Annotated in this window: 21 protein-coding genes; 13 read left to right on the plus strand and 8 right to left on the minus strand. The window is 42.0% G+C overall.

The genetic code is table 11. The features are described from left to right. The 3 genes from KK060_RS21600 to KK060_RS21610 form a co-directional block, all read left to right on the plus strand. Window positions 1-1383, plus strand: a 1383-nt coding sequence (locus KK060_RS21600) for a sigma-54-dependent transcriptional regulator (RefSeq protein WP_367397531.1), incomplete at its 5' end; no start/stop codon positions are given. Between the two features lie 136 nt (window positions 1384-1519). Beyond that, window positions 1520-2704: a sensor histidine kinase gene (locus tag KK060_RS21605; protein ID WP_254156342.1), complete on the plus strand. Its 1185-nt coding sequence runs from the start codon at window positions 1520-1522 to the stop codon at window positions 2702-2704. 65 nt (window positions 2705-2769) lie between these two features. Next, the gene (locus tag KK060_RS21610; RefSeq protein ID WP_254156344.1) at window positions 2770-2961 is read left to right on the plus strand and encodes a type 2 periplasmic-binding domain-containing protein; all 192 of its coding nucleotides are present in this window, start codon (window positions 2770-2772) and stop codon (window positions 2959-2961) included. Window positions 2962-3079: 118 nt separating this feature from the next. Here KK060_RS21610 and KK060_RS21615 read toward each other — a convergent pair whose 3' ends face one another. Further along, window positions 3080-3892: an alpha/beta hydrolase gene (locus KK060_RS21615; RefSeq protein WP_254156346.1), complete on the minus strand. Its 813-nt coding sequence runs from the start codon at window positions 3890-3892 to the stop codon at window positions 3080-3082. Window positions 3893-4349: 457 nt separating this feature from the next. On the opposite strand from KK060_RS21615, the gene KK060_RS21620 reads away from it, so the two are divergent. The 5 genes from KK060_RS21620 (at window position 4350) to KK060_RS21635 (ending at window position 7183) form a co-directional block, all read left to right on the plus strand. Continuing rightward, the gene (locus tag KK060_RS21620; RefSeq protein WP_254156348.1) at window positions 4350-4784 is read left to right on the plus strand and encodes an Hsp20/alpha crystallin family protein; all 435 of its coding nucleotides are present in this window, start codon (window positions 4350-4352) and stop codon (window positions 4782-4784) included. Between the two features lie 53 nt (window positions 4785-4837). Further along, complete coding sequence (locus KK060_RS25365; RefSeq protein WP_496196146.1) at window positions 4838-5191, plus strand: four-helix bundle copper-binding protein; 354 nt, start codon at window positions 4838-4840, stop codon at window positions 5189-5191. Window positions 5192-5876: 685 nt separating this feature from the next. Beyond that, window positions 5877-6635: a hypothetical protein gene (locus KK060_RS21625; RefSeq protein ID WP_254156350.1), complete on the plus strand. Its 759-nt coding sequence runs from the start codon at window positions 5877-5879 to the stop codon at window positions 6633-6635. Between the two features lie 136 nt (window positions 6636-6771). Further along, window positions 6772-7017, plus strand: coding sequence for a hypothetical protein (locus tag KK060_RS21630; RefSeq protein WP_254156352.1), 246 nt, complete (start codon window positions 6772-6774; stop codon window positions 7015-7017). Beyond that, window positions 7001-7183, plus strand: a complete 183-nt coding sequence (locus KK060_RS21635; protein ID WP_254156353.1) for a hypothetical protein — start codon at window positions 7001-7003, stop codon at window positions 7181-7183. Before KK060_RS21630 ends, KK060_RS21635 begins: the two co-directional genes overlap by 17 nt. A gap of 510 nt (window positions 7184-7693) precedes the next feature. Here the strand turns inward: KK060_RS21635 and KK060_RS21640 are convergent. After that, a complete protein-coding gene (locus KK060_RS21640; protein WP_254156360.1) occupies window positions 7694-8836 on the minus strand; it encodes a hypothetical protein in 1143 nt (380 codons plus the stop codon). 562 nt (window positions 8837-9398) lie between these two features. Between KK060_RS21640 and KK060_RS21645 the strand changes: the two genes are divergently transcribed. From KK060_RS21645 to KK060_RS21655, 3 genes are all read left to right on the plus strand, one after another. Further along, window positions 9399-10433 carry a helix-turn-helix transcriptional regulator gene (locus KK060_RS21645; RefSeq protein ID WP_254156376.1) on the plus strand — a complete coding sequence of 345 codons (1035 nt, stop codon included), beginning with the start codon at window positions 9399-9401 and terminating at the stop codon, window positions 10431-10433. Between the two features lie 347 nt (window positions 10434-10780). Continuing rightward, the gene (locus KK060_RS21650; protein ID WP_254156378.1) at window positions 10781-11371 is read left to right on the plus strand and encodes an RNA polymerase sigma factor; all 591 of its coding nucleotides are present in this window, start codon (window positions 10781-10783) and stop codon (window positions 11369-11371) included. Between the two features lie 26 nt (window positions 11372-11397). After that, window positions 11398-11976: a FecR domain-containing protein gene (locus KK060_RS21655; RefSeq protein WP_254156380.1), complete on the plus strand. Its 579-nt coding sequence runs from the start codon at window positions 11398-11400 to the stop codon at window positions 11974-11976. Between the two features lie 255 nt (window positions 11977-12231). On the opposite strand, the gene KK060_RS21660 is transcribed toward KK060_RS21655, so the two are convergent. Further along, on the minus strand, window positions 12232-15873 hold the full coding sequence (locus tag KK060_RS21660) for a fibronectin type III domain-containing protein (RefSeq protein ID WP_254156384.1): 3642 nt from the start codon (window positions 15871-15873) through the stop codon (window positions 12232-12234). A gap of 372 nt (window positions 15874-16245) precedes the next feature. On the opposite strand from KK060_RS21660, the gene KK060_RS21665 reads away from it, so the two are divergent. Together KK060_RS21665 and KK060_RS21670 are read left to right on the plus strand one after the other, a co-directional pair. Further along, window positions 16246-17154, plus strand: coding sequence for an archaemetzincin (locus tag KK060_RS21665; protein ID WP_254156386.1), 909 nt, complete (start codon window positions 16246-16248; stop codon window positions 17152-17154). 281 nt (window positions 17155-17435) lie between these two features. Continuing rightward, window positions 17436-20831 carry a TM0106 family RecB-like putative nuclease gene (locus KK060_RS21670; protein WP_254156388.1) on the plus strand — a complete coding sequence of 1132 codons (3396 nt, stop codon included), beginning with the start codon at window positions 17436-17438 and terminating at the stop codon, window positions 20829-20831. A gap of 215 nt (window positions 20832-21046) precedes the next feature. Here the strand turns inward: KK060_RS21670 and KK060_RS21675 are convergent, their stop codons facing one another. From KK060_RS21675 to KK060_RS21695, 5 genes are all read right to left on the minus strand, one after another. Continuing rightward, the gene (locus KK060_RS21675) at window positions 21047-22768 is read right to left on the minus strand and encodes a sensor histidine kinase (RefSeq protein ID WP_254156390.1); all 1722 of its coding nucleotides are present in this window, start codon (window positions 22766-22768) and stop codon (window positions 21047-21049) included. After that, on the minus strand, window positions 22765-23889 hold the full coding sequence (locus KK060_RS21680) for a sensor protein KdpD (protein ID WP_254156414.1): 1125 nt from the start codon (window positions 23887-23889) through the stop codon (window positions 22765-22767). The genes KK060_RS21675 and KK060_RS21680 overlap by 4 nt, the downstream gene beginning before the upstream one ends. Window positions 23890-23947: 58 nt before the next feature. Continuing rightward, entirely contained in the window at window positions 23948-25030 is a 1083-nt protein-coding gene (locus KK060_RS21685; RefSeq protein ID WP_254156398.1) for a porin, read from the minus strand. A 19-nt stretch (window positions 25031-25049) separates the two neighbouring features. After that, window positions 25050-25622 (minus strand): K(+)-transporting ATPase subunit C, encoded by a 573-nt coding sequence (locus tag KK060_RS21690; protein ID WP_254156408.1) that lies wholly within the window; start codon window positions 25620-25622, stop codon window positions 25050-25052. 12 nt (window positions 25623-25634) lie between these two features. Continuing rightward, window positions 25635-26163, minus strand: a 529-nt coding sequence (locus KK060_RS21695; protein WP_254156410.1) for an HAD-IC family P-type ATPase, incomplete at its 5' end; no start/stop codon positions are given.

Raw genomic sequence — 26163 nt, forward strand, 5'->3', positions numbered from 1 at the left:
GTAAAAAGCATGGCTAAAACAACGGGTAACATTCTCCTGGCAGCTGACGACGAGTTTCTATTGCTGTCCATCAAACTTTTGCTGGAGCCACATTTTACAACCGTTAAAACCGAAAACAATCCGGAACGGATCACAGCACTTTTTGATCGGGAGCATTTTGATGTGGTAGTGCTTGATATGAATTTTCGCCACGGAGATACAACCGGAAATCAAGGAAGATTCTGGCTGAAGAAGATTTTAAATCATTCACCGGATACACAAGTTATTCTTATTACGGCTTTTGCTGATATACAAGTAGCTGTTGATTCTATTAAAGAAGGAGCATTAGACTTCATCGTAAAGCCGTGGCAAAATGAAAAATTGTTATCAACGGTTAAAGCAGCAAACCTGATAAGCCAGGAAAAGCGCAAGGTGCGCCAGCTAAAATCGCAGCAGAAAACATTGGTCTCTGCTTTAGATAAAAATTATGAACCACTTATTGGCATTTCCACCTCTATTGCTGCAATCCGAAAGACTATTGAAAAGATTGCTCCAACAGATGCGGAAGTACTTATTACAGGGCAAAACGGAACAGGCAAAGAAGTAATAGCAAGGGAGATACATAAACATTCAAACAGAGCCGATGGCATATTCATGACGTTGGATGTGGGTGCGTTAAGTGAAAGCCTCTTTGAAAGCGAACTATTTGGCCACAAAAAAGGAGCCTTTACCGATGCAAAGGAAGAACGCGTCGGGAGGTTTGAGGCAGCCGCAGGCGGAACATTATTATTGGATGAGATTGGTAATCTGTCACTTCCCCTACAAGCAAAACTTCTTACCGTATTGCAACACAAGAAAATTGTCAGACTTGGCACCAATGATCCTGTAGACGTTGACGTGCGTATTATCTGTGCTACCAATGCAAACCTACAAGCAATGGTAAAAGAAGGTAAGTTCAGAGAAGATCTGTTGTACCGAATAAACACTGTTGAGATACATATACCTCCCCTATCTGAAAGACCTGAAGACATTCCACAACTGCTTTTGCATTTCCTTAAGAAATACGCACAAAAGTACCAGAAAGCCTATTTGTCCGTTCCTGATCCTGTTTTAACAGCATTGCAAAAGTACCGCTGGCCTGGCAATATCCGTGAGCTTCAGCATGCCGTAGAAAGAGCAGTGATTATGTGTGAAGGGGAAGTACTACAATTGGAAGATTTTGGCTCTATTCAAAAACAGATGTCGGCTGACTTTACCTTTGACTATTTAAACCTGGAAAAGCTGGAAGCATGGGCTATACGCAAAGCCATTGCAAAACACAATGGAAACATCAGTCATGCAGCAGAAGAACTAGGCTTATCACGTGGAGCCCTTTACCGCAGAATGGAGACGTATGGTATTTAAGCATTTTCGTTTCCAGGTTGTAATACGGGTACTTATACTCGCCTTTGTTATCCTTCTATTCACATGGTGCGTTCTCCATCATTTTTATCTCCGAAGTTTTTATGTGGCTATCACCCTTGTCATTTCTTTAGCAGAAATGATCTGGTACATAGACAGGTTTAACCGTGATATAAAAACATTCATGGTCAACCTGCTACAACGCGATTTCAGCACTCATTTCACTGCCGCATCACACGGAAAAAGTTTCCGTGAACTATACGAAGTGCTGAGCCAGATATCAGCGTCATTCATGACGATCAGCAAAGAAAAAGAGATTCAACACCGCTACCTTGAAATGCTCGTAGAACATGTACGCGTGAGTATTTTAAGTATTGATTCCACCGGCAAGATTCATTTGGCTAATCAAGCTCTAAAAGATCTGTTTAAAAAAAATGTGCTTACCAGTCTAAAATCAATTGCAGCCATAGATGCCTCTCTGGTTCAGGCGATCGAGGAAATTAAAACCGGTGAGACAAGGCTCGTCAAATTAAAATTGGACCAGGAAGTTCTTCAACTCTCCATGCATGCCGCCGAGTTCAAACTTGAAGACAAGTATTACAAACTTATCTCCATGCAGAATATCAGGAATGAGTTGGATGCGCGGGAGATTGAGGCATGGCAAAAACTTATCCGCGTGTTGAGTCATGAAATCATGAATTCCGTTTCTCCTATTATATCATTGAGCGGTACGCTTCATCATCTTGTACAGCAAAACCATAAATTATTTACAGAGCCTGATCAGCATCGAACACTGGAAGCAGGACTTGAAGCGATAAAGATAAGAAGCGAGGGCTTGTATAATTTCACCCAGTCCTATCGCAAGCTTACAGGTATACCGAAAGCTTCGATGAAGGAGATCAATATTCACGATCTTGTTGAACGTGTTTATACCTTAATGGCTCCAAAATTCCAGGAATACCGTATAGATTTCAAAAGAAGCGTCGAACGCAATTTAAAGTTCACTGCCGACCCGGAGCTTCTTGAACACGTACTGATCAATTTAATTAACAATGCTGTTGATGCCGTTGCTTTGAAGAACAACCCAACCATTCAAGTAAAAGCGCAACAGATAGAGCATCAAATACTGATACGTGTAATTGATAATGGCGAGGGTATAGAAGAAGCGATAGCGGATAAGATCTTTATTCCCTTTTTTACTACGCGTAAACACGGCACTGGTATTGGACTTGCCCTAACGAAACAAATTCTTCAACTGCATCATGCTGAAATTTATTTGAATACTATCCCAGGGGAAGGAACCGAGTTTGTGATGGTATTTTAAACACGTATTCAGCTTCATCGCCAGGTATTTCGTTTGGTATTAATTCTATAGCGTCATTGAAAAACATGGTACGTGCTAATCCTGGGTTCGCTATTATACCCTGGCTATCAGTGCCGAATGAAAAAGATGACTATAAGCATTTCAAGGAACCTCAATCCGTAGGGGAAGCAAGACTTGTTGTATCTGATACTTTTACCCGCAAGTTAATATTGGAAAAGATGGATGAAGCAATTGTAAATTATATTCCAAGGATCTGAAAGCATGATTAAAAACAAGAAGATCAAATGGAACGATCAGCCCATTTTGCAAGCATACACAACAGTAAAAACATAGCTGTGCTTTCCGCTTGCCCAACGTTCGTCAATCTATCCCGTCCTAGGGTATGAGTTTCATCATTTTCAACCATGCTGTAAATTGATCGATCCACCTATAAGTTGTTGTACCAACGTTTCCTGCACCAAAACCATGGCCTCCCCTGGTGAAGAGGTGCATTTCCACGGGACGTTTTGCCTGATACCATTTGTTGTATATGTTTATTGCATGCGAGGCGAATCCAAATTCATCGTCCTGGGAGCAGGCAACAAATAAAGGCGGGGCATCTGCTAAGACCGTGCCTAACCTTGATTCAGGCAAATCGCCATATATAGGTGCCACGAAGGAAGGTCTATTAAGTGAATCATAACCAAATGCCGTGGTTGCTGCCACCATGCCACCTGCGGAGAAACCCATAATGCCAATGTGTTCAGGGTTTAAATTAAACTGAGATGCATTAAGCCTTACATAAGCGAGGGCTTTTCTTCCGTCATCAATGGCTAAAGGAATTATCGGCATGGCTTGATCATCCCAGGCTTTCATATCTGCGGTATTGATCATTTCATCAAAAGGATTATTTGTTAATACATGCACCAGCCTGTACTTCAGCACAAACACAGTAATTCCTTTCTTCACTAATTCTTTCGCTATATTATTTCCTTCGTGATCAATGGCCAGAAAGTGAAAGCCTCCACCTGGACAAATAACAATAGCAGTTCCGTTGGCTGCTGATGGATCAGGAAGATGAACTGTCAGTGATGGATGTACGACGTTAAACACTGTCATTACATTCATGCTATTATTATTGTTCATTTCCTCCTGCCATGTCCATCGTTCAGAACCTGGTGCATGGCCACTATACAGTTTTATTTCCATCTCCTGTGCGTTAAGACCGTGTGAAATCAAAAACAGCAAGCATATGATTATCCTGACTATCATGAATTATGTTAAACCAAATATGCTACGAAAATAAGTTACAATATCTTAAGTAAAGAGGGTATTAACGGCAATTACGTGGGGCGACTACGACATTATGCAGAATTCCATACTATGCAGTGTTGCTCTACAAAAATCAAGCTGCTCTACATCCAACACCTTTGATTGGACAATCTCAACCCGGGCACATTCATTTTCCAAAAATGAAACAAGACGTTGACACTCTTCAAATGGTAAGCGTTTCGAATTCCAGAAATAGTTGCCTAACATTTCGATCTTGGGTCTGGATACACCAGCAAATGGAAGCGTGCAACTCAGAGGCTGTTTTATTTAAAATAGAACAGCCTCTACCCTTTAAAATTGAAATAGTTGTTTAACTAAACGAAAGGAGGAGTTTATGTCACTTATCAAGCGTACTGACTGGCCTGGATTAGGAGGATCACTTCTATCCGACTTTTTTGACGACGACAGGTTCTTTAGCTCACCCTGGCTGAAGGGGCAAAGTGTTCCTGCAGTAAACATTAAAGAGAACGAAAAGAACTATGAGGTTGAAATAGCAGCACCCGGATATAACAAAAATGATTTTAATATATCATTAGAGCAAGGCCTCCTTACTATTTCGGCTGAACGAAAGGAGGAGAAGGAAAACAAAAACGACCGATATACGAGAAGGGAGTTCGGTTATACTTCATTTTCAAGATCGTTTAACCTACCGAAGAATGTAAACGAAGAAGATATAAGCGCATTGTATGAAAATGGTGTGCTGAGGCGGACCATTCACAAGAACGACATGAAAGACGGGAAAGCCAAGAAAGCAATTCAGATACAGTAATTAATAACGACTGCTCTAAAGCAGTAATTATAAACACTAAAACTACAACTGTTATGAATCATCATGTTTTAAAAAGTTGTATTGATGCATGCAACGCATGCGCGGTTGAATGCGAACACTGTGCCACGGAGTGCCTAAAAGAAGATGACATCAAGCTTTTATCCTATTGCATTTCGCTTACCCGTGAGTGTGCTTTGCTCTGTGACTCCACGGCAAGGCTTATGAGTATGGGTGGCGGGCATGCTACCGCTCTCTGCCAGCTTTGTGTACAACTATGTGAAGAATGTGCGTTAGAGTGTGAGCGAAATGCAGCGATGGAACATTGTAAACGTTGTGCTATAGAATGCAGAAGGTGCGCTGAAGAGTGCCGGGTTATGGCAGAAGAGAACGCAGCGCAATTTGCTTAGTTGTTTTTTATCGTTTTTTATTTTAGTGTTTCTGTTTGACTGTGAGTCCCTGCCCTTCGCGGGGACTTTACTTTTTCAAAATTGTACTACCAGCTGCGTGGGGGCATCTCACTAAAAGGTATGCAGTTTATAGATGTTATTCTTACAGGGGGTTAGTAGTAATATGTCGCGCAATCCTTACCCTGTGCTATTTTCTTGTTCATCTGCATCTTCTTTTGCGTTCATCGCCAAGAGATTCCTTCACGACTCAGCACATGTACCCACTGTCGTTCCCAGGCATACGCCGGGACAGGCAGAATGACTTCACCTCATTAAAATTCACCTTAGACAATAACCGGACAGGCGACGTGTGAGCGCTGAACTTCCTGGTGAAAAGAACGTACTGCAAACTGCTATGATAACATAACCATTTATCAAGAGCAGGGGGATGTATACTTACTCATACTCTTCCTATACACTATCCATACTTCACGTATACTTCATGCATACACCTCTTATACACTTACATTATACCCAGTAGTGGAACAAACGTTCTATTATCGGCACATTGCTCTGCATTTATACATGTTGGTATTTAAAGTATACCCTTTATGAACAATTGTCCTATTACAGGCAGAAGCGGTCCTGACATTTTTTAAAGCTGGTGAACACCCCTTTGTTTTGCATCACACATAAATTTTTAATTATGGCAAGACAAAAAAGTTTTCTGAAACTGGAAGGGCAGATCGGGGATCTGACCTTCTTCAAGACGCAAGATGGTTACCAGGTTCGCGAAAAAGGCGGTGTAAGCGCAGAGCGTGTAAAAACCGATCCACGCTTTCAACGGACCCGCGAAAATGGCGAAGAGTTTGGCAGGGCTGGCAAAGCGGGCAAACTTCTTCGTGCAGCGTTACGATCCTTTGTTCTTAATGGGCAAGACAGGCGAATGGCAAGCCGACTAACGCGAGAAATGATGAAGGTGGTAAAAGCTGACACCGTTAGTTCACGCGGTAAACGCAACGTCACAGATGGTGAGACTTCATTGCTCAATGGCTTTGAGTTCAATTTGAATGCGAAACTCTCCCAAACCTTTTTACCTAAGTTCACCACTGCCTTTGACAGGAGCACCGGCGCTGGCCGGGTGATTGTGTCACCTTATGTTCCAAACAAGATGATCCGCGTGCCTGAGGGAGCCACACATTATGTACTTAAGCTTGGAGTCTCCGCCGTGGACTTCGAGAACGGCACATACAATACGGAGGAATTCTCCACTCCCGTACTTGCGTTTGACAATGTTCAAGCACCAGGGACAACGTTAGAAGCCAGTGTTGAGCCGGCCAGTATCCATCCTGTGTTTATGACTTTGGCTATTGAATTTAACCAGTTTGTAAACGGAGAATATTATCCGCTTCAAAACGGCTTCTTCAATGCTATTCAAGTTGTGAACGTCGACAGCGCGGTTTAACTGGTACTGCTGAATATCATGCAGTCATCACCAATACGGGGGATTGCCGGAAGATATGGACGAGCTCCTCCACTTTGAGGGCCATTCGTGGCTTAATGCTTTCGTCAAAAATAAATTTATCACTTAACGTTTAATTATGAATATTATATCAAGAATGCAGGCTCCCACGCCTAAGTTTTTTAAAATTCTCCGCACTGTAGGTCTGGCGCTCGCGGCGGCCAGCGCTGCAGTTATAGCAGCACCTATTACACTGCCTGCGGCTGTTATTACAATTGCAGGTTATGTTGCTGTAGCGGGCAGCGTAATGACAGCCGTGAGTCAAACTGCAGTGGATGATAAACAGGAAGGAGCGGATCCCGCGGATTATGTCGACACTGAATAATAATCACGGCACTCTTGCGGGTACGATTGGTGGCACCCTTTTCTCCTTGTTCGGAAGTATTCACCTGAATGACATTGTAAAGAGTGTGGTACTGGCTATTGTTGGCGCAACTGCGAGCTTTACCATGTCACTGGTGTTGAAACGTATAGCAAAAAAGGAAAGATGATGTAATCAGGTGCTGAGGCTTTCTTAAAGGCAAGGATAGGAACGGATCAAAATATTTTCCCTGCTGATCTTCGTGTAAAGCACATCGTGCTATCAATTACACCAGGACAAGGGAACGCATCCAATGTGAAGCTCTCCGACTTCTTTAAGAAAGCCTCCATTTACCATTGACAAAACAAGTATCAAGCCTTAAGGTATTTGCGCACTTCATCTAATGGGAGTCCCATAAACTGACAAAATTCATTTACAGAAACCAATTGATGCTTCTCCTTTCCGAACTTATTCCTGATTAAGCCCATTATTTTTCTGCAATAACGTTCTGTTCTGCCGGTAATACGCTGGATATCCTTGACATAAATAACCATCCGGTTCAGGTCGTGATTTATCATAATAAAGACAGTAGAATCTGACAGTAAAGGAAATGCGCATATACTTTCCGATCCAGTTACAAGCGGTTACAGTAACCCTTTAACAGCGTAAAATGAACAGAAATTGTTTTTGAATGTTGTGATCAGATCAAATGCTGAAGAAGCCTGTTGAGCGTTTTTTTCACGGATTCCTTTGTTCCCGACTCAATGTTATAGTATTTCATTCTAAAGCTCTCCTGAGAGATATTCTCCGACCGTTTTGTTTGCACGGCACTGGTAATGAATCGCACCAATTCAGTAATATTTTTATTTTGAATCACACCGATTTCTATAAAAGTCCTGATCAGACAGGCAAATTGTGATACAGACATGTCCAGTATAATCTTAAAATCATTTTTGAAATCTTTCTCCGGTGCGACCGGGGTGGCATTTAAGAGGTGTTGTTTTTCCCTAAGGTATTGCATTTCCTCTATGATCCATTCAGCAATCAGCTCTTTTGCACTTTTAAGTTCAGGCATGTAGATAAGACCTGGCCTTACCTGCTTTTGGTTTATTACTTTGTATTCAAAAGCCAGTTTTCCGAGCTGACCATTTAAGGTGCTCTCCTTTACCAATTCTGCTTGCAGGCTATTTGTATAGTGCTTTACAAATGCCGGTGAATTAAAATTCACGTAGAATATAAAATCAATTATGTGACTCCAGGTGAGCGGGATACCGTCCTGTGCCAGGTTAGTAAGTTCATGCAGCACCTCTTTCATATACGCTATTCTGCGATAGTTATATGTTGCATCTGACGTATTATTGGTAAAATTGTCAAGCATATCCAATAACATTTTTAAAGGCAAATGCTCCTCAGCGGTTCCAGACAGGAGCTTTCTAATGACGATCAACTGCTTTTGGATATCATGTTTTGCAAGCGAGGCATAAACGAATGAGACTCTTTCATCCAGGTTATAATATCCATGAAAATACCTTTCGATAAAAGAACGCAATTCTTCCAACGCATCCTCAAGTACTTTATTCAAATAGTTTCCCTGCCCAGTCCATTCTTTCAACAAAGAATCCAGCAATTCCGTAATTCCCCGCTGGTGGTGTTGGATATATCTTTTTATCCAACTTTCGCTGGTAGCTGCCAGTACATGATTTTTCCAGGACGCCTTTATTCTATTTACCTCCTCTTTTACGGTCACTAAAAACATTTCTTCCTGTGCCTGTGTTGGCGTTGTTAACGTTTCAAGCACTTCGTCTTTTAACAGCAACTCAAAATAGCTCAATTCGTATCTCACAAAGGCAACTCTTTGTTCAACTGAATTATTCCTAACAACGAACACTACTGCACTGACGTCATTACAGGAACAGATAATAAGCGGGCAAGTGAATAGCGTAAACTCTGGAGTAGGATGAACGTTGTATTAAACATATCAGCGAGGGGTTTGTTGTTCTATTTCCAAAAATTAATTCATTTTAACAGAATCAATATATCCATAAAAGAAAGAGACATTACATAATAATGATTTGTACCCAGACCATAACTTTGAACAAATAATTTAGTCTTCACTTTGTTGACAAACGTTTTCAATTATTCCAGACGCATAATTACATCCGCTCAAATCATAATATTTAATTTTAGAAAAAATATACAGGAGACTATTATTACCTAAACGCCTGGTTGTGATGTTATGTATTTTGTCAGATCATTTATAAATTAGAGCCAAGTCATTCGATTCCAGGCAAAGGAGCCCATCACAAAGCCTGATTGGGAGCGTAACAAAAACTGGTCAACTGGTGATTAGTCATTGCAATATTACTATTACCAGTTGTGTCACAGCTGTCATCATAAGAACAGTCATGATGGCTATTATTTCTTTTATTAATATCCAACGAATGCTTACTGCTATGGCGCAGGAAAACGTAAAACTCAAGTCAAAAATTTTTGGAACTGTTGAATACCATCTTCCTATGGGGCGAGACATCGAAGGAGATGTACGATTTATCAGGGCAGAAGGGCAGTTTGGTCAATTTGTATTCCGGTCTACCAAAGGAAGTGATTACTATATCTGGCAGGGCAGCACCATGCTTGAAGACGATACAACCCTGGCTATTTCCCATGAAAAAAAGTGGTTTACACTGAGCTTCAATCTAAAAAGCAGTTTGCATTATATCATTGAAGGTATGCCAGCGGGAGTTATTGCGGAGCGTTGTTATAATTTTTTTTCTACCAATAAAGCCCGGGCGGAATTGAGGCTCCGGAAAAAGGAAACTTACAACTCTTTCGGGATTATTTTTGAGAAAGACTTTCTTGAACGCTGGAAAGGTGTGTTTAATGCCTCCTCTGATTTCCTCACTGTTGCAGTAAACAGGATGCAGGGCAAGATCTTCAGCGAGGATATTGTTATAAGTTCTGAAATGCTTTCGATCATTGAGAACATCATGCGTTTCGATTACAGTAATGATGTACCCCAAATATACCTTGAGGTAAAAATATCAGAGCTTCTGCTCCTATGCTTAAATTCCGTTCCGGAGCAACATTATCCAGCGCGCATTCTCCTATCAAAAGACGAAGAGCTGAAACTTGAAGAAGCAAGGAAGTATCTGGTTGAAAATATTCACACGAAAGTTTCAGTACCAGAGTTGGCACATCTTGTGGGAATTAACGATTTCAAGTTAAAACAGGGCTTTAAATTTTTTTATGGTACAACCATTGCCTCTTTTAAATTAAACGAGCGGATGCAAAAAGCCATGAAGCTATTGTTGGAGACAGATGTTCCCATCAAGCAGATATCGTCACTATCGGGGTATAACAGTGTTCCCAATTTTTCTGCTGCCTTTAAACGAACATTCGGACATTCTCCCAAGCATGTAAGAGGTCGCCGACAGAAGTAACACTTCTGTTTTCCAGGTAAAATAGGAGTCCTCATTCATAACTCTTTATTCTGCAATCATAACCCATGCCGTATACTTTTATCCCATCGAACACGATAAAGCAATTTTTTATGAAGCCTCGTATAACCGATTTTGTACTTGCTCTCATATCTGCCTTACTCACTGCTTCTGTAGCTTTTAACATTTGTTAAGTCTCCTTTCAAATACAATAGCTTTCATTTTGGGAAACGAATACTTACATTATCATTTACCGCAGAAATTCCGAAAAACAAACTGTTTATCAGGCAGGATTGGGTTCAATTGGCTTACGATATATAAAATAATAGTTACGTGATAAATTCTAATGGATGTCTGACGTTATCAATAATGAGCGACTCCGAATGTTATTACGCTCTCATCCTGGAGAAGCTATTGAGCTATTGCACCAGTTCTATTCGGAGAGCTTATTTAAAATTGCATATCGATTTTCACGAGATGAAGAAGCTTCGCGGGACATTGTACAAGAAACATTTCTCCAGGTCTGGGCAAAGCGCAAAGAACTGAGTCAATACCATGAAAAATCGATTGAACACTATCTCGTGCGTACCGTGCGAAATATGTCGGTATCACATTTCAAGCGCAAGCGTCACCTGAACATCGATGACTTTCAATTCCTTAAAGTTTATCGCGATAGCTCAGCTCCGTTCGAAGAGGCATTGATTGAGCAAGAACTTATATCCAGAATGCGGGCCTTTATTATGACCTTTCCATTTCGAGAAAGGCAATGCCTCCTGATGAAAATTGACGATGAGTTGTCGCTTAATCAAATAGCGGCGAACCTTCGGATATCCCGAAAGATGGTCGAGAAAAGTCAAACTAGTGCCTTAAAAAGGCTTCGGAAATGGGCGAAAGATTACAGTAAGGAAAATGAAAATTTATTTAGCGATGAAGGTAGGTAAAGGACGTGATTTTCAGAGTACTGTTTATGGATAACACAAAACTGATCATCAACATATGGAGTAAGCAAGCGACAGATTCAGAGACTGCGGAATTGAAGGCCTGGATCTTTGCCAGTGAAGGCAATAGCTATAAATATGAATTGCTAAAGCTTCTGTGGAGTGATGCACAAAAAAGCACAGGAGATAACCCTGACAATTTTCATAAACTGGGACTTGTGGCTATTAAAACTGCTATCAGAAAAAAACGACAAAAGCAAAAGCGTAAACGACGCATACTGTTTGGGCTCATGGCAATTACTATCCTGGTAATAGCGTATCTGCTTATTGCAGTATTTTCGCCACCACATGGCAGGCCAGATAAAATAACACGATTCAACCAGACTCCTTTAAGGGAGGTAGTTGCAGATCTCGAAAGGAAATATGACATTAAAATTGAAGTGAAGGAGAATTTACTTGACTGTACATTCAGTGGCAGTTTTTATAACGATTCACCTGGACAAATCATCAGGGTTATTACAGAACGTATTAAAGCAAATTACACAGTCGGGATCGATCGAAGCTTCAGGATTGAAGGAAGTGGTTGTAACGACAAAAGCAAAAACTGATCTTATTGTCCGTAACTCATTGATGCTCTAATGAACCAGCAATCTGTTTCTTTTCCAGCACGACAATGAAGGTCATTTTAATAAAGAGAAATACCAGAACGGTTAGATTTATCCGATAGCAAAAAAGTATGTCGGTAAGCTGTTGCTAAGATTTCAGTGAAATAGAAATATGGTTTCATGTTTTAGAAGTACGTTAAAAACAAAATACCCCGGTGTCCGAATGGCCACCAGGGTAACAATCAATAATAATCCAAACTAGTAGATCATTATTCTTGTATATTTTTCCATGTTTCCGTCAGATAAATACAATACATAGATACCTGGCAATAAATTTGGCTCAAACTGTAGTTCACTTATAAAATCAGCAGTAAACTCTTGCTGATAAACAATTTCATTGGTGCTAACATTTCTTATAACAACACGTGTCACGTTGTTTGATTTATTTGGTAAACTAATACGAATGACCCCGTCTTTTACAGGGTTAGGATAGACCTCGGGATAAGTAACAAATTGTGTTGGATCAGAATTTATAACAAGATTTTCTGATGCTGCCCGTGCAGCTGTCGCAGTACCTGTTACTTCAATTCTGTCAAAATCAGGGGCATAATTGTCTCTCTCATGATGAATCTTAATGATATTATTACCTGCATTTAAACTAATAGTCATCGTCAGAACTCCAATGGTATTCCAGGTACTGGTAGGAGGAAAAGTAACCAGCGTTGTTGCTCCATTAATAGTTACCAATCCGGTTCTTGCATTTGCATCGCCGTTGATATAATAGATTTTCAATGTTTTATTTTCTGATGTAGTTGAACTCACAGAATTAAATTGGATATAGCCAACTTCATTGCCTACATTCTTAACGATGTTACCGTTAATCCACGTTGCCGGACCGAATGTATTTCCGGATGCTTCAGCTTCATAAACAGTAGTTGTTGTGGGTGCCGCATTAGTTTTTACGTTAACGGGATTACTTAATTCAGATATATTGCCTGCCGCGTCCTTTGCGGTCACAGAGAATGTATAATTAGTATTTGGCGTTAAACCTGTTACTGTAAAGCTTGTAGAATTGCTTGTACCAATAAGCGTACTTTCTCTATAAATCTCATAGCCGGTCACTCCAATATTATCAGTTGACGCACTCCATAATAGGGATACACTGGTTGACGTGATACCATTTGCAACCAAAGCTGTTGGCACAGAAGGCGAGACAATATCCTGCAAATTACTTTTTTGTACTGTTATAATATCAGAAGCTGGCAACGAAGTACCATACACTCGGATATCATCAATCAAACCTCTGAACATTCTATCTAACGCGGCGCCTCTTGTAACGGAATTAAAATGTCCTACCGCTAATTTAGCAATATTACTTCCTACTACACCTTTGTTGTAGTTCCTGGTTAAATCTAAAGTAGCATCACTTGTTTTGTTACCAAAGTAAAATTTCACCTGACTGGTTGAAGATTCGTAAGTAACTGCGAAAAAGACCCAGTTCGCTGCAGGCGCAGAACTTTGCGTTGTAATCTTGTTTGCAGAACTAGATGCGGGAGATCCATCCGGCCATCCATTGATACCCATCTGAAGACTTCCATCACTCCTGTATACTAAATCAACTCCATCAGCACCGCCATTAATCCACGAGATTATGCGGTTCCCTCCCGGACCAACATCACTACTCCTGCAATTCACCCATCCTGTAATTGTAAATGACCTAAGTCCCTTTAATTCGCTAACGACACCATTGCTTTCGACAACATAGTTTCCCGGGGTTGTTCCAAAATCAATTGAACTTACACCAACGGCATGGCTGGGTACATTTGTACTCCATACCGGAGACAGGTCAGTTTTTACAAGGCTCGTTGCTGCGCTGCCCGTGTTTGTTATAGAATTACCTGTATTCTCGTTAAATGCCAGCGCTATCAGCGGATTCACAATTGCGGAGCCTACAAGCGTTGCATAAACTTTATTACTAGCCTGAGAAACATTATTGGCTAAATCTCTGGCCTTAACAGTAAAGTTATAGGTTGTATTGGTATTTAGTCCTGTTACGGAAAAAACTGTTGTAGTACTTGTACCAATAGATTGGTTGCCAAGATACACTTCATATGCGACAACGCGCCTATTGTCCGTTGAAGCATTCCACGCCAGTTCAACAGCGCTTGATGCCTGGGAGACCAGACGGAGATTCTGAGGCGCAGTAGGAGCTTCTGTATCTGGCATTGCTACCCCCTCACTTTCGAAATATCCTAAATCAGGAGCATTGCCTTTATAGGGCCTTGTATCATTAACGCCTGCTATAACAATACCTTGATCTACTGCATTGGCATGTTCAATAGGCTGAAAATAAGTGTCAAACCTGTTTCCTGTACGCTTCAATTCTGCGGGACCAATAATCTGTGGCGTGGTAGAAAACGTAGTTGGCAACAGCGTAGGAGCAGTAGGATACATGTTATTTTTAAAAATTGAATTTGCCGGAGCAGCACCATCATTACCTTCGTTGTAAATGTATACCTGGAACGAGCCACCATGTTCAAAATCAAAGATGTTATTAAAAACCTTAAATGAGTTGGATCCATTTGAATATGGTCTCCGCATTTCAAACAACGTGGGCGTTCCACCAATAGCATTTATCGTATTATTGTAGAATTGAATGTTCTCAACTTTACTGGTAAAAACAAAAAAAGAGGGTTGGCGAGTGCCCAAATCGAAGATATTGTTTCTTACGATAAGATTCTGAATTGGCGTACCTGGATTAAGTGTCCCATTCCCACTATTAAATTCACCAAACACGCCCCATGCAAAAGAATTCTCCCGATAATCGATATAATTATGTTCATAAATAATGTTAGAGACAGCAGTCTCTCCAATAGCGGCATAGCCAACTTTAATCTTATTATGATGAAGCCAGAAAGCGTATGGATAGGTTGTTAACGGTGCGTTAAATTCCATAGATACTGCATTCGTCAAATCACAATTTGAAATCTCCACCCCTTCTGCGGCAATCCACCAGAATTCTATTGCAATATTTGCAGCCTTACCATTATCCCAGGCTGCTGAATCTTTGCCATGCTGTATAAGCCTGTCAATTTTCATATTGCGTATGTAATCACCCTTGCGCTGATAATCTGCCCATGATCGTAATACTTTAATCCCATAACCGGAATTCTTGGTCAGGTGCTCTATTGTGCCATTCCTTATTGTAATATTTCTTTGATCCCCATAAACGGTAATATTTCCTAAAGATCTGTCGGTGCCTTCATAACCACTTTCTTTTATTGTGAAATTGTAAATCTCTGTGTTACTCACCGTAGCCTGTCCTTTGGCTTCTATGTTGATACCGCTCGATGAAAAATTTAAAATCTCAACATCGTGAATTTTAACGTTATTCCGGTTTAGCACCCGAATACCCTCAAAGCCTAGTTCATTTACACCGTCAAGAGTGAAATGGCTTATCTCCTGATTACCGTCTACAGATGCAAGCCGATCAACTACCCTGTCTTCCTTATCCCATACGAACCGAATTCCCCCTTTTTCAAGAATATTTATACTACGCAAGTCAAACGCACCAGCCGCCACGTAGCTGAACACGGGCTCCTCAACGTCAGTTTTTTGCGGAAATCGTATGATCGTAACACCCACACCCTGACCCCTTACTGATACACCTTCTTTGGGTTGCATAGTGAAAGTTTCCGTAAATACTCCTTCGCCGATGATAATCAGGTGTGCCCCGGCCGGCACCTTCTCACAGGCCTTGGCTATTGTCTTAAAGGCACCTGCAGGCGAATTGCTCAAGCCATTATTGCTGTCGTTGCCATCCGCACGTACATAATAGGTGGTAGCATAAGCTCCTATTCCAAATAAGAGCATGCAAACTGAAAGTAAAAATTTCTTCATAATAGATTTTTAAGTGAATGATGTAAGTCGCCGAAACGCCAGACCAAGGGTAGCAAACAAAACAACGTCCTTTGTACATTTTTTGTAAACTGCACGGTATACTTTGTGAACAATCTTGCCGTAACAAATAAAAGATCATGATTTTACATGAACTTAATTTTGTTTCATGCACACCAATAAAAATGGATGGAGTGAGAAACTATACCTGATAGATTTGTAAATTGAGATAATAAACGGTTAAACCTGGTTTAGACTGAACGTCTCCAATAAATACTACTATTTAGAATACTAAATCAGGGAGCTTATTCAATGCACTTTAAAATAAGGGATGATAAAATAAAAAATACGACGTCTTTACTCCCTGCAAATACAATGGTTAATTCGTTACTTCGCGGTCTGAGAGTCGCTATCGTGTTATGTCTTATTTCTTCCTGTTCAGAATTTGGAAGACGCGAAAATGTTTCAGAAAAATACAATTCACAACGTTTAGCAAAGCTTAAATTACTTGATGAACCGCTTGGTGCACCAGAACCAGGCGAGTGGCTATTTGATCACCCTGAAAAAGGCCAAAGTTTCGAGCAATACAAACTTTCAAATCCGGTAAAACCAGATTCTGTTCGAAACACAATAATCATGCTTCCTTTGGGTAGCTTTACTCCTTACCAGGACTCTGTTATTAAATATACTGCGGAGTATCTGCATATCTTCTTCGGACTTAACACAAAAATACTTCCGCGCAGAGGCACTGATATTATCTCAAACCTTACTGTTCCGAGGTTTTCTGATGGTACAGAACAACTGCTTACTACGGATATTCTCAATTACCTTCAAAATAATATACCTCAGGAAGGACTCGTGATGATGGCGGTTACCTCTAAAGACTTATACGCTGGCTCTTCCTATAATTTTGTATTTGGTCAGGCTAGAACGAAGCACCACATTGCTGTATCTTCTTTGTCCAGGTATTACAATGGAGCGTTGGATGCTGTTGGTTATCGTATTTGTCTGGAAAGACTTATCAAGACATCAGCACATGAAATTGGTCATATGTTTTCATGCCAGCATTGCACGAATGCAGTTTGTATTATGAATGGAACAAATAATCTTGCAGAATCTGATAATTGCCCGAATAGACTATGCTCGGAATGTCATAAAAAATTACACTGGAATTTGCAGTTTCCAATTCATGAGAGAATAAGAGGCTTAAAAGCTTTTTTTCAAAGACATGAGTTAATGAGAGATTATGATATATTATCAAGGGAAATGGAAGCGTTAGAGTAAAGCTGAAAGGGCTACCATTAGCATCTACAGTTTGAGCTCCTATGTCTCGCTGCATCTCCATTTAAAAGCTGGGTACAGTCGTATTTTACCTACTTGGTTGAATAACTATAAAATTTTATATTTCCATTCACAGTTTCTTTCATTCGCTAAGTCACGGTCGTTGGTAATTGCGATTTAATTCTACCTGGTGGCCGGATTTAAAAACGGAAGTGATTTAATTTTCTTAAAAAGCCGGTAAATCACTCTAATGCGCAATAACTGTACAGATACTGCTTCAACTTATGAAATACGCCAACAACCAATACACTTTTGCCGCATCCGACCTTTCCACATACCTCTCATGCAGGCATGCAACACAACTTCATAAGCAATACCTGACTGAAGATAAACAAATACCTCATTACCACGATCCGGTTTTGGAAGCGCTGATCCAGCGCGGTGCAGCGCATGAGAAGGCTTACGTTGATTATTTGCGTGCACGGGGTTTAACCTCCACGAGTGGTGAAAGAAAATCTTGCGAAGAAACAATCAGGGCCATGGCAGCAGGAGCTGACGTAATCGTTCAAGGTCAGCTGAAACATAATGAATGGAGTGGATACCCGGACATTTTAATCCGGGTGGAAGGCAAAAGTCAATTCGGCAATTGGCAGTACGAAGTCCAGGATACCAAGCTTTCAAGAAACACCCGCACATCGGCCATCATACAGCTTTGCTTTTATACAGAATTGCTAGCGATCATTCAGGGTCAGGAACCTGAGAAGTTTGCTGTAGTCATGCCGGGAGATCCATTCATAATTGAAAATTTTCAGTTCCGGGATTTTAAAGCGTACTACAACGTCGTCAGGAAGAACTTCAGGACAGCGATCAATAATAACGTGACTACTTACCCGGAACCTGTAGAGCACTGCACCATTTGCAATTGGTGGCAAACCTGCAACGAACAGAGAAGAAAAGATGATCATCTTTCTTTTGTGGCCGGACTCCGCAAGACGCAAATACAGGATCTGAAAATCCAGTCGATCGAAACACTTCAAGCTTTTGCGCTAGCTCAAAACCTGGATCGCCCCAAGCGTGGAAACTTGGAAAATCTGGTGAAGAAGAAAAAGCAGGCTTCCATTCAGTACGACGCGCGTGTGAAGGATACACTCCTGCACGAGGTTGTCCTGCCAATGGAAGAGAAGCGCGGTTTTAACAGGCTGCCAGAACCATCTCCAGGTGATGTATATATAGATATTGAAGGGGATGCATTCTTTAAAGGCGGAAGCCTGGAATATCTTTTTGGAATTGTGATTACAGATAACAACAATGAACTGAAATATAACAGCTACTGGGCAACAACACGGGCAGAAGAAAAGCAGGCCTTTATCTCGGTGATGGAGTTCATTCTTGAACGGATGAAGAAATATCCAGGCTTATTTATTTATCACTATGGTCATTACGAGCCAACCACGTTTAAGCGTTTGGCGCACCACTATGCGGTATATGAACAGGAGCTTGACGACTTTCTGAGAAGAGGGAAGTTTGTCGATCTGCACGTTGTTGTAAAGGAGGCGCTTATCGCAAGCGTAGAACGCTATTCATTAAAGGATATTGAAAAATTTGCGCAATATACACGCCAAGTTGATTTAAGGGAGGCAGGTGTATCACGGAAGCAATTGGAAAGATCCTTACAATTAAATGAGTTTAATTCACTGCCCGAGGCAATCATCGAATCAGTGAGAGGATATAATGAAGACGATTGCCTGGCAACGCATGCGCTTCATCAATGGCTTGAAGGGGAAAGAACAAAGCTCATTAAAAGCGGTCAAAGCATCACCAGGCCGGTATTTACTTCCGATCCTCCGGACGAAAAACTGATTGAACTGGAAAAGCGGTCAAAGCTCCTGTTCGAGTCACTTACAAAAAGCCTTCCCGAAGATCGCGATACCTGGAATGACGAGCATAAAGCAAAATGGCTACTCGCCAATCAGCTTCAATATTTCAGGAGAGAAAACAAAACAGCATGGTGGGAACATTTTCGCTTGCAGAAAGCAGCGCACGATGACCTCATGGAAGAAAGAAAAGCGCTGGTGGGACTGGTATTTCAAAAAGACGTTGCATCAACCGGGAGGTTACCTGTACATCAGTATAAGTTTCCTGATCAGGAAACTACACTAAAGGAAGATGATGACCTCTATGTAGTGAACAGTTACAATGAAGAAGACCCCATCGGGATAAGGCTCGGTACGATTACAAGGATTGATTGTGAAAACGGTTTGGTGGAGATTAAGAAGACGGGAAAAACTATAGACCTTCATCCCATTGCGGTTCATGAATACGATGTCATCGGCATAGAGCAACTATGGCGCGCCATCCTTGCTATTGCCAATGAAGTAGACGATAATGGATTAAGGCGCATTGGCGACTACGTTGCAGCCAAGGACTTGCTGATGAATCGAAGACCGCAATTGAAAACGACGGACGTAGTTGGAATACAGCCAGGAGAAGCAGTGAGCGATGCCGCTACGCGCCTCGCACTCAATCTTAACCGAAGTATACTTCCTATACAAGGTCCTCCGGGAACGGGTAAGACATTTACCGGTGCGCATATTATTATCAATTTGATCAGAGCGAAAAAAACGGTTGGTGTTACAGCGGTGAGTCATCGTGTAATAACAACGTTGTTTGAAACAATTTACAGGGAAGCGAAGAAGCTTTCAGTTGCTGTTGACTTCGTTCATAAAGTGACAGAGAAACAACAGATGCCGGATTGGGTTAAACAGCATACGGATAAGAAAAAAATTAAAAAAGGAATCGAATCATATGCCATAACCGGAGGTACAGCCTGGCTTTGGGCGGACGATGATTTTCGCGATTGCGTAGATTACCTGATCGTTGATGAAGCAGGACAAATGGCGATGTCGCAGGTGCTGGCTGCGTCGCGTGCCTGCAGTAATTTAATTTTGCTAGGCGATCCACAGCAACTTGAGCAACCACAGCGAGGTGCGCATCCCGAAGGCAGCGGAGTAGCTGCATTAACGCATTTGCTCGAAGGCAGCGCTGTGATGCCGGAAGGGAAAGGTCTCTTCCTGGATGTAACACGGAGAATTAACCCATCAATAGCTAAGTTTACATCAGAAATTTTTTACGACAACAAACTTAAAGCCCTGCCCGAACTTTCAAATCAAAAAATTAGTGGCGGTACATGGTTTGATGGGGATGGACTATTCTATGTACCCGTAGAACATGGGGGAAACCAAAACCGCTCGGATGAAGAGATTGAAAGAGTGAAACTGATCGTGGATAATCTATTGAAGTCCGGGTCGTGGTCTGACGATAAAGGCATGCGTTACCGTATAAGCCCGAAAGACATACTGGTGGTTGCACCCTACAATGCGCAGGTCGATGGACTGAAAGCCAAGCTTAAGGATGTAGATGTTGGTACTGTGGACAAATTTCAGGGCAGAGAGGCTCCCGTAGTTATTTATGCAATGACAGCTTCCACGGTGGAGGACGCCCCAAGGGGGATGGACTTCCTGTTCAATCCAAACAGGTTAAATGTGGCAACAAGCCGTGCGAAATGCATTTGCATCCTAGTGGCCTCACCTTCTCTTTTTGAAGCAGAATGCAATACAATTGAACAGATGAGATGGGTGAACGGATTGTGCAGGTATCGGGAGTTGAGTAAAGAAATATAAAACCTTGCCTTTAATCACTTTTCACTAAAAAACCGAATCATATAGTCGTACATTTTCGCCAGCTTGTCAGAACCGGCCAGATGGCAGGAACGTCTTGTTCGTAGCGCTCTTTTGCTCATACCCACTACCATGCACACATCCTTTCGCGAATGTTATACCCCCCTCCCTGCACACCATGCCTTCGGTTTCTTTTCGACTTGCCTATCCCAATCAATTTATACCCCTTCAGGCAATTGAAATGTGAACGTGGTTCCTCTTCCAGGAACACTCTCTGCACTAATCTTCCCACCCTGTGCTTCAATAAACTCTTTTGAAATAGCAAGTCCAAGACCTGTACCACTGGCTGTACCTGGTATCTGAAAGAACTTCTCAAAAATTCTATCAAGATATTTCGCTTCAATTCCAGGACCGTTGTCGGAAACAGAAAAAGTTACAAACCTGTTATCTGCTTCGCACTTAACAACAACATGGCCGTTCTCCGCACTATAGCGAATCGCATTAGTCAAAAAGTTAACCAATACCCAAGTCGTTTTGTCAATATCGGCCTGAACAGCCGGCACGTCCTTTTCTATTTCAATATCAATAATGATATGCTTTCTTTCTGCCTGAAATTTCACAGCTTCCGTAGCAAGTGAAACGATGTCGTATGAATCGGCTCGCTTAATATTAAGCTTGATATTTCCTGTCTCTACCTGCGAAAGGTCCAGGAGTTCATTTGTGATCTTCGAAATCCTTGAAACTTCGTCCTGCAACGTTTCGGCAATGTTTGCCTGTTCTTCATTTAAGGTACCTACGCGGCTGTCCTGGAGCAGTTTCACACACATCTGAAGAGATGCGATGGGTGTTTTTAATTCATGCGATATGGTGGCGATAAAATTTGTCTTGGCGAGGTCCAATTCCTTATAAGCGGTTACATTCTTCAGCAGGATAACCGCGCCGATATTGATGTTTTCTTTTTCACCCGTAGGAAGGTAGTTAACGTGAATAATCTCTTTGCTAAAATAATTCTCCTTCCCGGAAACTACTGCCTTAATCAGGCCGGATTCATTCTTGCCGGGGTCGCTGGTCTTGATAAGGCTGCGCAGTAAATCATTATGTATGGCGATGTCTGGCGCGTATTGATCAATAACGGAAGTCCGCTCAAGATGAAGTAGATGTAACGCCTCGTCATTCACAAAGATGATCCTATTGCCTTCATCCAAACCGATAACCGGGTCGGTCATGCGGTTAATAATAGTTTCGATACGTTTCTTCTCGAAAATAATCTTGGCGAGATTGCTGTGTTCATAAGTATCCAGCTTCTCTGCCATCAGGTTAAAAGCATTTGCGAGCTCTTCGAATTCATCGTTTCTGTCGAATTGCAAGCGCTCTTCGTAGTTCTTATTGGCAATTGCCTTTATACCTGAAGTAAGCTGCGCAATAGGGTCGCCAATATACCCTGGAAAGTTTATAATGAAGACGAATGCGGCGAGAACGCATAAGGTACCTGTTATAACGAGATAGGTAGAAGCATTTTCCGAAGTTTGTTGCGCATTCTCATTCTTCTTCTGGATAGCTTCCATATTGATTTGCTGAATCGAGAGGCAGGTATTCCTGAGCTCCGCGAGCAGGACATCATCTACATGAGAAACTTTTATACGATTCAAAACAGACCGCAGACTTCTTGTCAGTTCTCCTTCTCCTGCTTCCGTAATGTTGCTTTCTTGCAGGCGGATATTTTTCTCCATGATCTCCAGGGCATCCGCGGAGTCTGTTTTTAATCGGTCGCACTGGCTGATGATCTCCTTGGTATATTGAAGCGTTTCATAGTTATCTGTGAGGATGTTCTTTGAATCCTGCGACAGTCTTTGCAGGTAATACAGGCCCAGTCCGCTAATGACCAGGATCACTGCAAAAAGAAACAGCACGCCAAGTGTAACCTTTATTTTAATACTCATGATAGAATCACTAAGTCGATGTCTGAATTCGAGAGCTTGTTTAACAATTGATTGAAGACATTGGTCTTTAAAATCACTTGCCACAACGTCAGGTGAGGCTTGCCAATACAAACCGTAGTAATATGCTTCTCTTCTGCAACCCGTGCAATAACGGAAGGAATGTTGTTGTCCTTTACCTGGATTACCTCGCCACCCATCTCGGTTGCCATCTTGAAGTTATTAATTAAATGTCGTTGAACAGAGAGCTTAATACGATTGGAGTCTTCCCGCCTGGTTTGAACATAAAGTACATACCATTTCGAGTTATAGTAACCCGCTAGCCTTGCTGTTTTGCGGATGATCATCTTTGCCGTCTCATGGTTACTGCTAATACAGGCCAGGAACCGCTCGTGACGTAGCCTGGTGTTAATCGTCACTTCCGTATCCACTTTCCGCTCCACCTGTGAGGCAACTTCCTTCAGCGCCAGCTCCCTTAACTGGAGGATCTTGTCCGGCTGAAAGAAGTTATCGAGCGCAGTCCTGATTTTGGAAGGATGGTAGATCTTCCCTTCCTGCAGCCGCGCAATAAGTTCGCCGGCAGTGAGGTCAATATTAACAACTTCGTCGGCCATCTGCAAAACCTTGTCAGGAATCCGCTCCCGTACTTCAATCCCAGTGATCTGTTGTATTTCCTCGTTCAGGCTCTCAATATGTTGAATGTTCACGGCACTGATCACATTTATTCCAGCGTCAAGAATCTCAACCACATCCTGCCACCGTTTCTCGTGCTTGCTCCCTTCAATGTTACTGTGTGCAAGCTCATCAATCACTACAATTTCCGGATGGATATTCAGGATGGCTTGTAGATCCATTTCTTCCAGCTCTTTTCCTTTATAGAAAGTCTTCCTTCTGGGAATGAGCGGAAGCCCTTCAAGAAGGGCTTCCGTTTCCTTACGGTTGTGCGTCTCAATGTATCCTATGCGTACATCAACATTATTTTTAATAAGGCTATGTGCTTCCTGCAGCATGCGATAAGTCTTTCCTACGCCAGCACTCATCCCGATGTAGATCTTAAACTTACCGCGCTTCGACTTGCGGATCAGGTGTAAGAAATGCTGAACCGATTTTTCTTTCTCGTCTATCAATGTACACTGTATTTCATTACGAAAACCAACAACATCATGTGTCCTGTTTAATCTGTTAAAAACTTATGGCAAGCGATGTAGAAACAAATGTGTTGCTGGTCGAAACGCCATCACCATCTTCAAAGATTTTGTCTTTGCTTTTGAGGTTTCTTACCTCCATGCGCCACAATGCATTTGGCATAACCTGGTAATCAAAATTGGCAGAGATGCCGGTTGTTTTAAATCCATTGGCGGTGCCCGTTGCAATGATAACACCGTGTTCATCCTGGTAATACTCGCCGCGCACAACAAAAGAAGCTTTGTCATTAAGATTGAATCGGGCGACCAGGATGGGCGAAACCCAGGAATTGGTCGAGCCTGTTTCGGGGCTCTTCTCTTCAATACCGTAATCAAAACCTGCAATGATCCCCACCTTTTCAGACACCTGGAAGATGCCGTAAAAATTATGGAAGTAGCGCATCTGCCTTGCACTGTCAGGCTTGTCTGTGCCAATAAAAGAACTACTGTTCAGTGTAACAGCTGCAGACGGCTTGAACGTAATCTGTGTTCCAAATGATGGAAGCGAATTTCCTTCAACCCGTTGCATACGCTGCCACCCATTCAGGATCAGACCGGATAAAAACCATTTTCCATTATCCGTAGTATACGAGATTTTCGCGCCCGCCTCGTAGTACGGGGTATTATCCGCGAGAATACTTCTTGTCAAATTCCAGCAATCTTTCCCGATCGCGCTTTCAAACCCAATGTGCGAACCGAAGATCCCTGCATCTACCCACAGGTTCTTTGAAGTAGAAAGTTTAATGCCCGCGTTTGCTTCCAGTACATTTTTTAGTACGCCTGGCTCTGCTGCCAGGTTCGCATTGGCATAAGTGCCCGACATCAATGCCAGATTCGCCCTTACATTATCCGAAGTATATGACCCTTTTATAAAACCCAGGTTCAGGTTAACTTCATTGTGCCTGTTAAATGAATAAATAAAACCTGGTCGCGTATTTCCCTTTGGCTTGTTAAAGTCGTAGGTATAGTATGTTTCAATGTATCCGCTTACAGTAAATGGTGATGGTTCCGATTCCTCCTGGGCAAAAGCCATAGGAGTAACAAAGGCTAATGGAATGAATAGGAAGAGTAATGTTTTCATGGGTAGAATTGACGTGGATCTATTTCTGGTTTGTAATTTCATCAAGTGCAATATTCAGTTTTAATACATGAACGCGTGGGGGCCCAAAGAGGCCGAGCAATGGTTTTTCAACATGCCTTTCAACAAGCGCCTCCACGACAGTATAAGACAGGTTCCTGACCTTTGCTATACGTGCAATTTGAACACGGGCCGCACCCGGTGAGATATGCGGATCTAATCCACTGCCTGAAGCAGTAACCAGATCTGCAGGAATACCTTCTCTCTTTACACCCGGATTGTGAACAACAAAGGTGTCAATTCTCGTCTTTACAAGTGCGAGGTAATCAGGATTAGTAGGTCCTTTGTTACTTCCGGCAGATCCCGCGGCGTTGTAGTCGACAGCGGATGGACGACCCCAGAAATAGTGGTCAGCAGTAAAACGCTGACCTATGTTTTTATATCCCACTACTTTTCCGTTCACCGAGATGGTTTCACCATTACCACCACCAGGTGTTAGTTTTCCTACAAATGAAATGGTCAGTGGATATAGGATGGCAAGCAGGATAATGAACACAGCTGTCAGCTTCAGTGAGATCAAAAGATTCTTTTTCAAATGATGTAATTTTTAGATGAATAGGCCCAGCACAAGATCGATTGCCTTGATGCCGATAAAAGGAACCATGATGCCACCAAGTCCATATATGAAGAGATTTCTTCTCAGCAAGGCCGACGCACCAATAGGCTTATAAGAAACGCCGCGCAAGGCCAACGGTATCAGCATTGGAATGATGATAGCGTTGAAGATGATGGCTGAAAGGATCGCGGACTCGGGACTTTTAAGATTCATAATATTCAAAGCCTGCAAGGCAGGAATAGATGCAATGAATAACGCAGGTACGATGGCGAAGTATTTAGCCACGTCGTTGGCGATGGAAAAGGTTGTTAGCGTTCCCCGGGTGATCAGCAGTTGTTTGCCGATCTCAACAACTTCAATAAGCTTTGTAGGATCATTGTCAAGATCAACCATGTTACCCGCCTCCTTTGCAGCCTGTGTTCCGCTGTTCATGGCAACGCCTACATCAGCTTGTGCCAGGGCAGGGGCATCGTTCGTTCCATCCCCCATCATCGCCACTAACTTTCCCGTAGCCTGTTCC

Origin of the sequence: Chryseosolibacter indicum, assembly GCF_018598585.1 — a bacterium.
In the GTDB taxonomy this organism is placed as follows: domain Bacteria; phylum Bacteroidota; class Bacteroidia; order Cytophagales; family Cyclobacteriaceae; genus Chryseosolibacter; species Chryseosolibacter indicus.

Bases quoted from the DNA above. Each gene is read 5' to 3' on its own strand.
- KK060_RS21605 (WP_254156342.1), top strand. From the start codon at position 1,520: ATGATCTGGTACATAGACAGGTTTAACCGTGATATAAAAACATTCATG.
- KK060_RS21610 (WP_254156344.1), top strand. From the start codon at position 2,770: ATGGTACGTGCTAATCCTGGGTTCGCTATTATACCCTGGCTATCAGTG.
- KK060_RS21615 (WP_254156346.1), bottom strand. From the start codon at position 3,892: ATGGAAATAAAACTGTATAGTGGCCATGCACCAGGTTCTGAACGATGG.
- KK060_RS21620 (WP_254156348.1), top strand. From the start codon at position 4,350: ATGTCACTTATCAAGCGTACTGACTGGCCTGGATTAGGAGGATCACTT.
- KK060_RS25365 (WP_496196146.1), top strand. From the start codon at position 4,838: ATGAATCATCATGTTTTAAAAAGTTGTATTGATGCATGCAACGCATGC.
- KK060_RS21625 (WP_254156350.1), top strand. From the start codon at position 5,877: ATGGCAAGACAAAAAAGTTTTCTGAAACTGGAAGGGCAGATCGGGGAT.
- KK060_RS21630 (WP_254156352.1), top strand. From the start codon at position 6,772: ATGAATATTATATCAAGAATGCAGGCTCCCACGCCTAAGTTTTTTAAA.
- KK060_RS21635 (WP_254156353.1), top strand. From the start codon at position 7,001: ATGTCGACACTGAATAATAATCACGGCACTCTTGCGGGTACGATTGGT.
- KK060_RS21645 (WP_254156376.1), top strand. From the start codon at position 9,399: ATGATGGCTATTATTTCTTTTATTAATATCCAACGAATGCTTACTGCT.
- KK060_RS21650 (WP_254156378.1), top strand. From the start codon at position 10,781: ATGTCTGACGTTATCAATAATGAGCGACTCCGAATGTTATTACGCTCT.
- KK060_RS21655 (WP_254156380.1), top strand. From the start codon at position 11,398: ATGGATAACACAAAACTGATCATCAACATATGGAGTAAGCAAGCGACA.
- KK060_RS21660 (WP_254156384.1), bottom strand. From the start codon at position 15,873: ATGAAGAAATTTTTACTTTCAGTTTGCATGCTCTTATTTGGAATAGGA.
- KK060_RS21665 (WP_254156386.1), top strand. From the start codon at position 16,246: ATGGTTAATTCGTTACTTCGCGGTCTGAGAGTCGCTATCGTGTTATGT.
- KK060_RS21670 (WP_254156388.1), top strand. From the start codon at position 17,436: ATGAAATACGCCAACAACCAATACACTTTTGCCGCATCCGACCTTTCC.
- KK060_RS21675 (WP_254156390.1), bottom strand. From the start codon at position 22,768: ATGAGTATTAAAATAAAGGTTACACTTGGCGTGCTGTTTCTTTTTGCA.
- KK060_RS21685 (WP_254156398.1), bottom strand. From the start codon at position 25,030: ATGAAAACATTACTCTTCCTATTCATTCCATTAGCCTTTGTTACTCCT.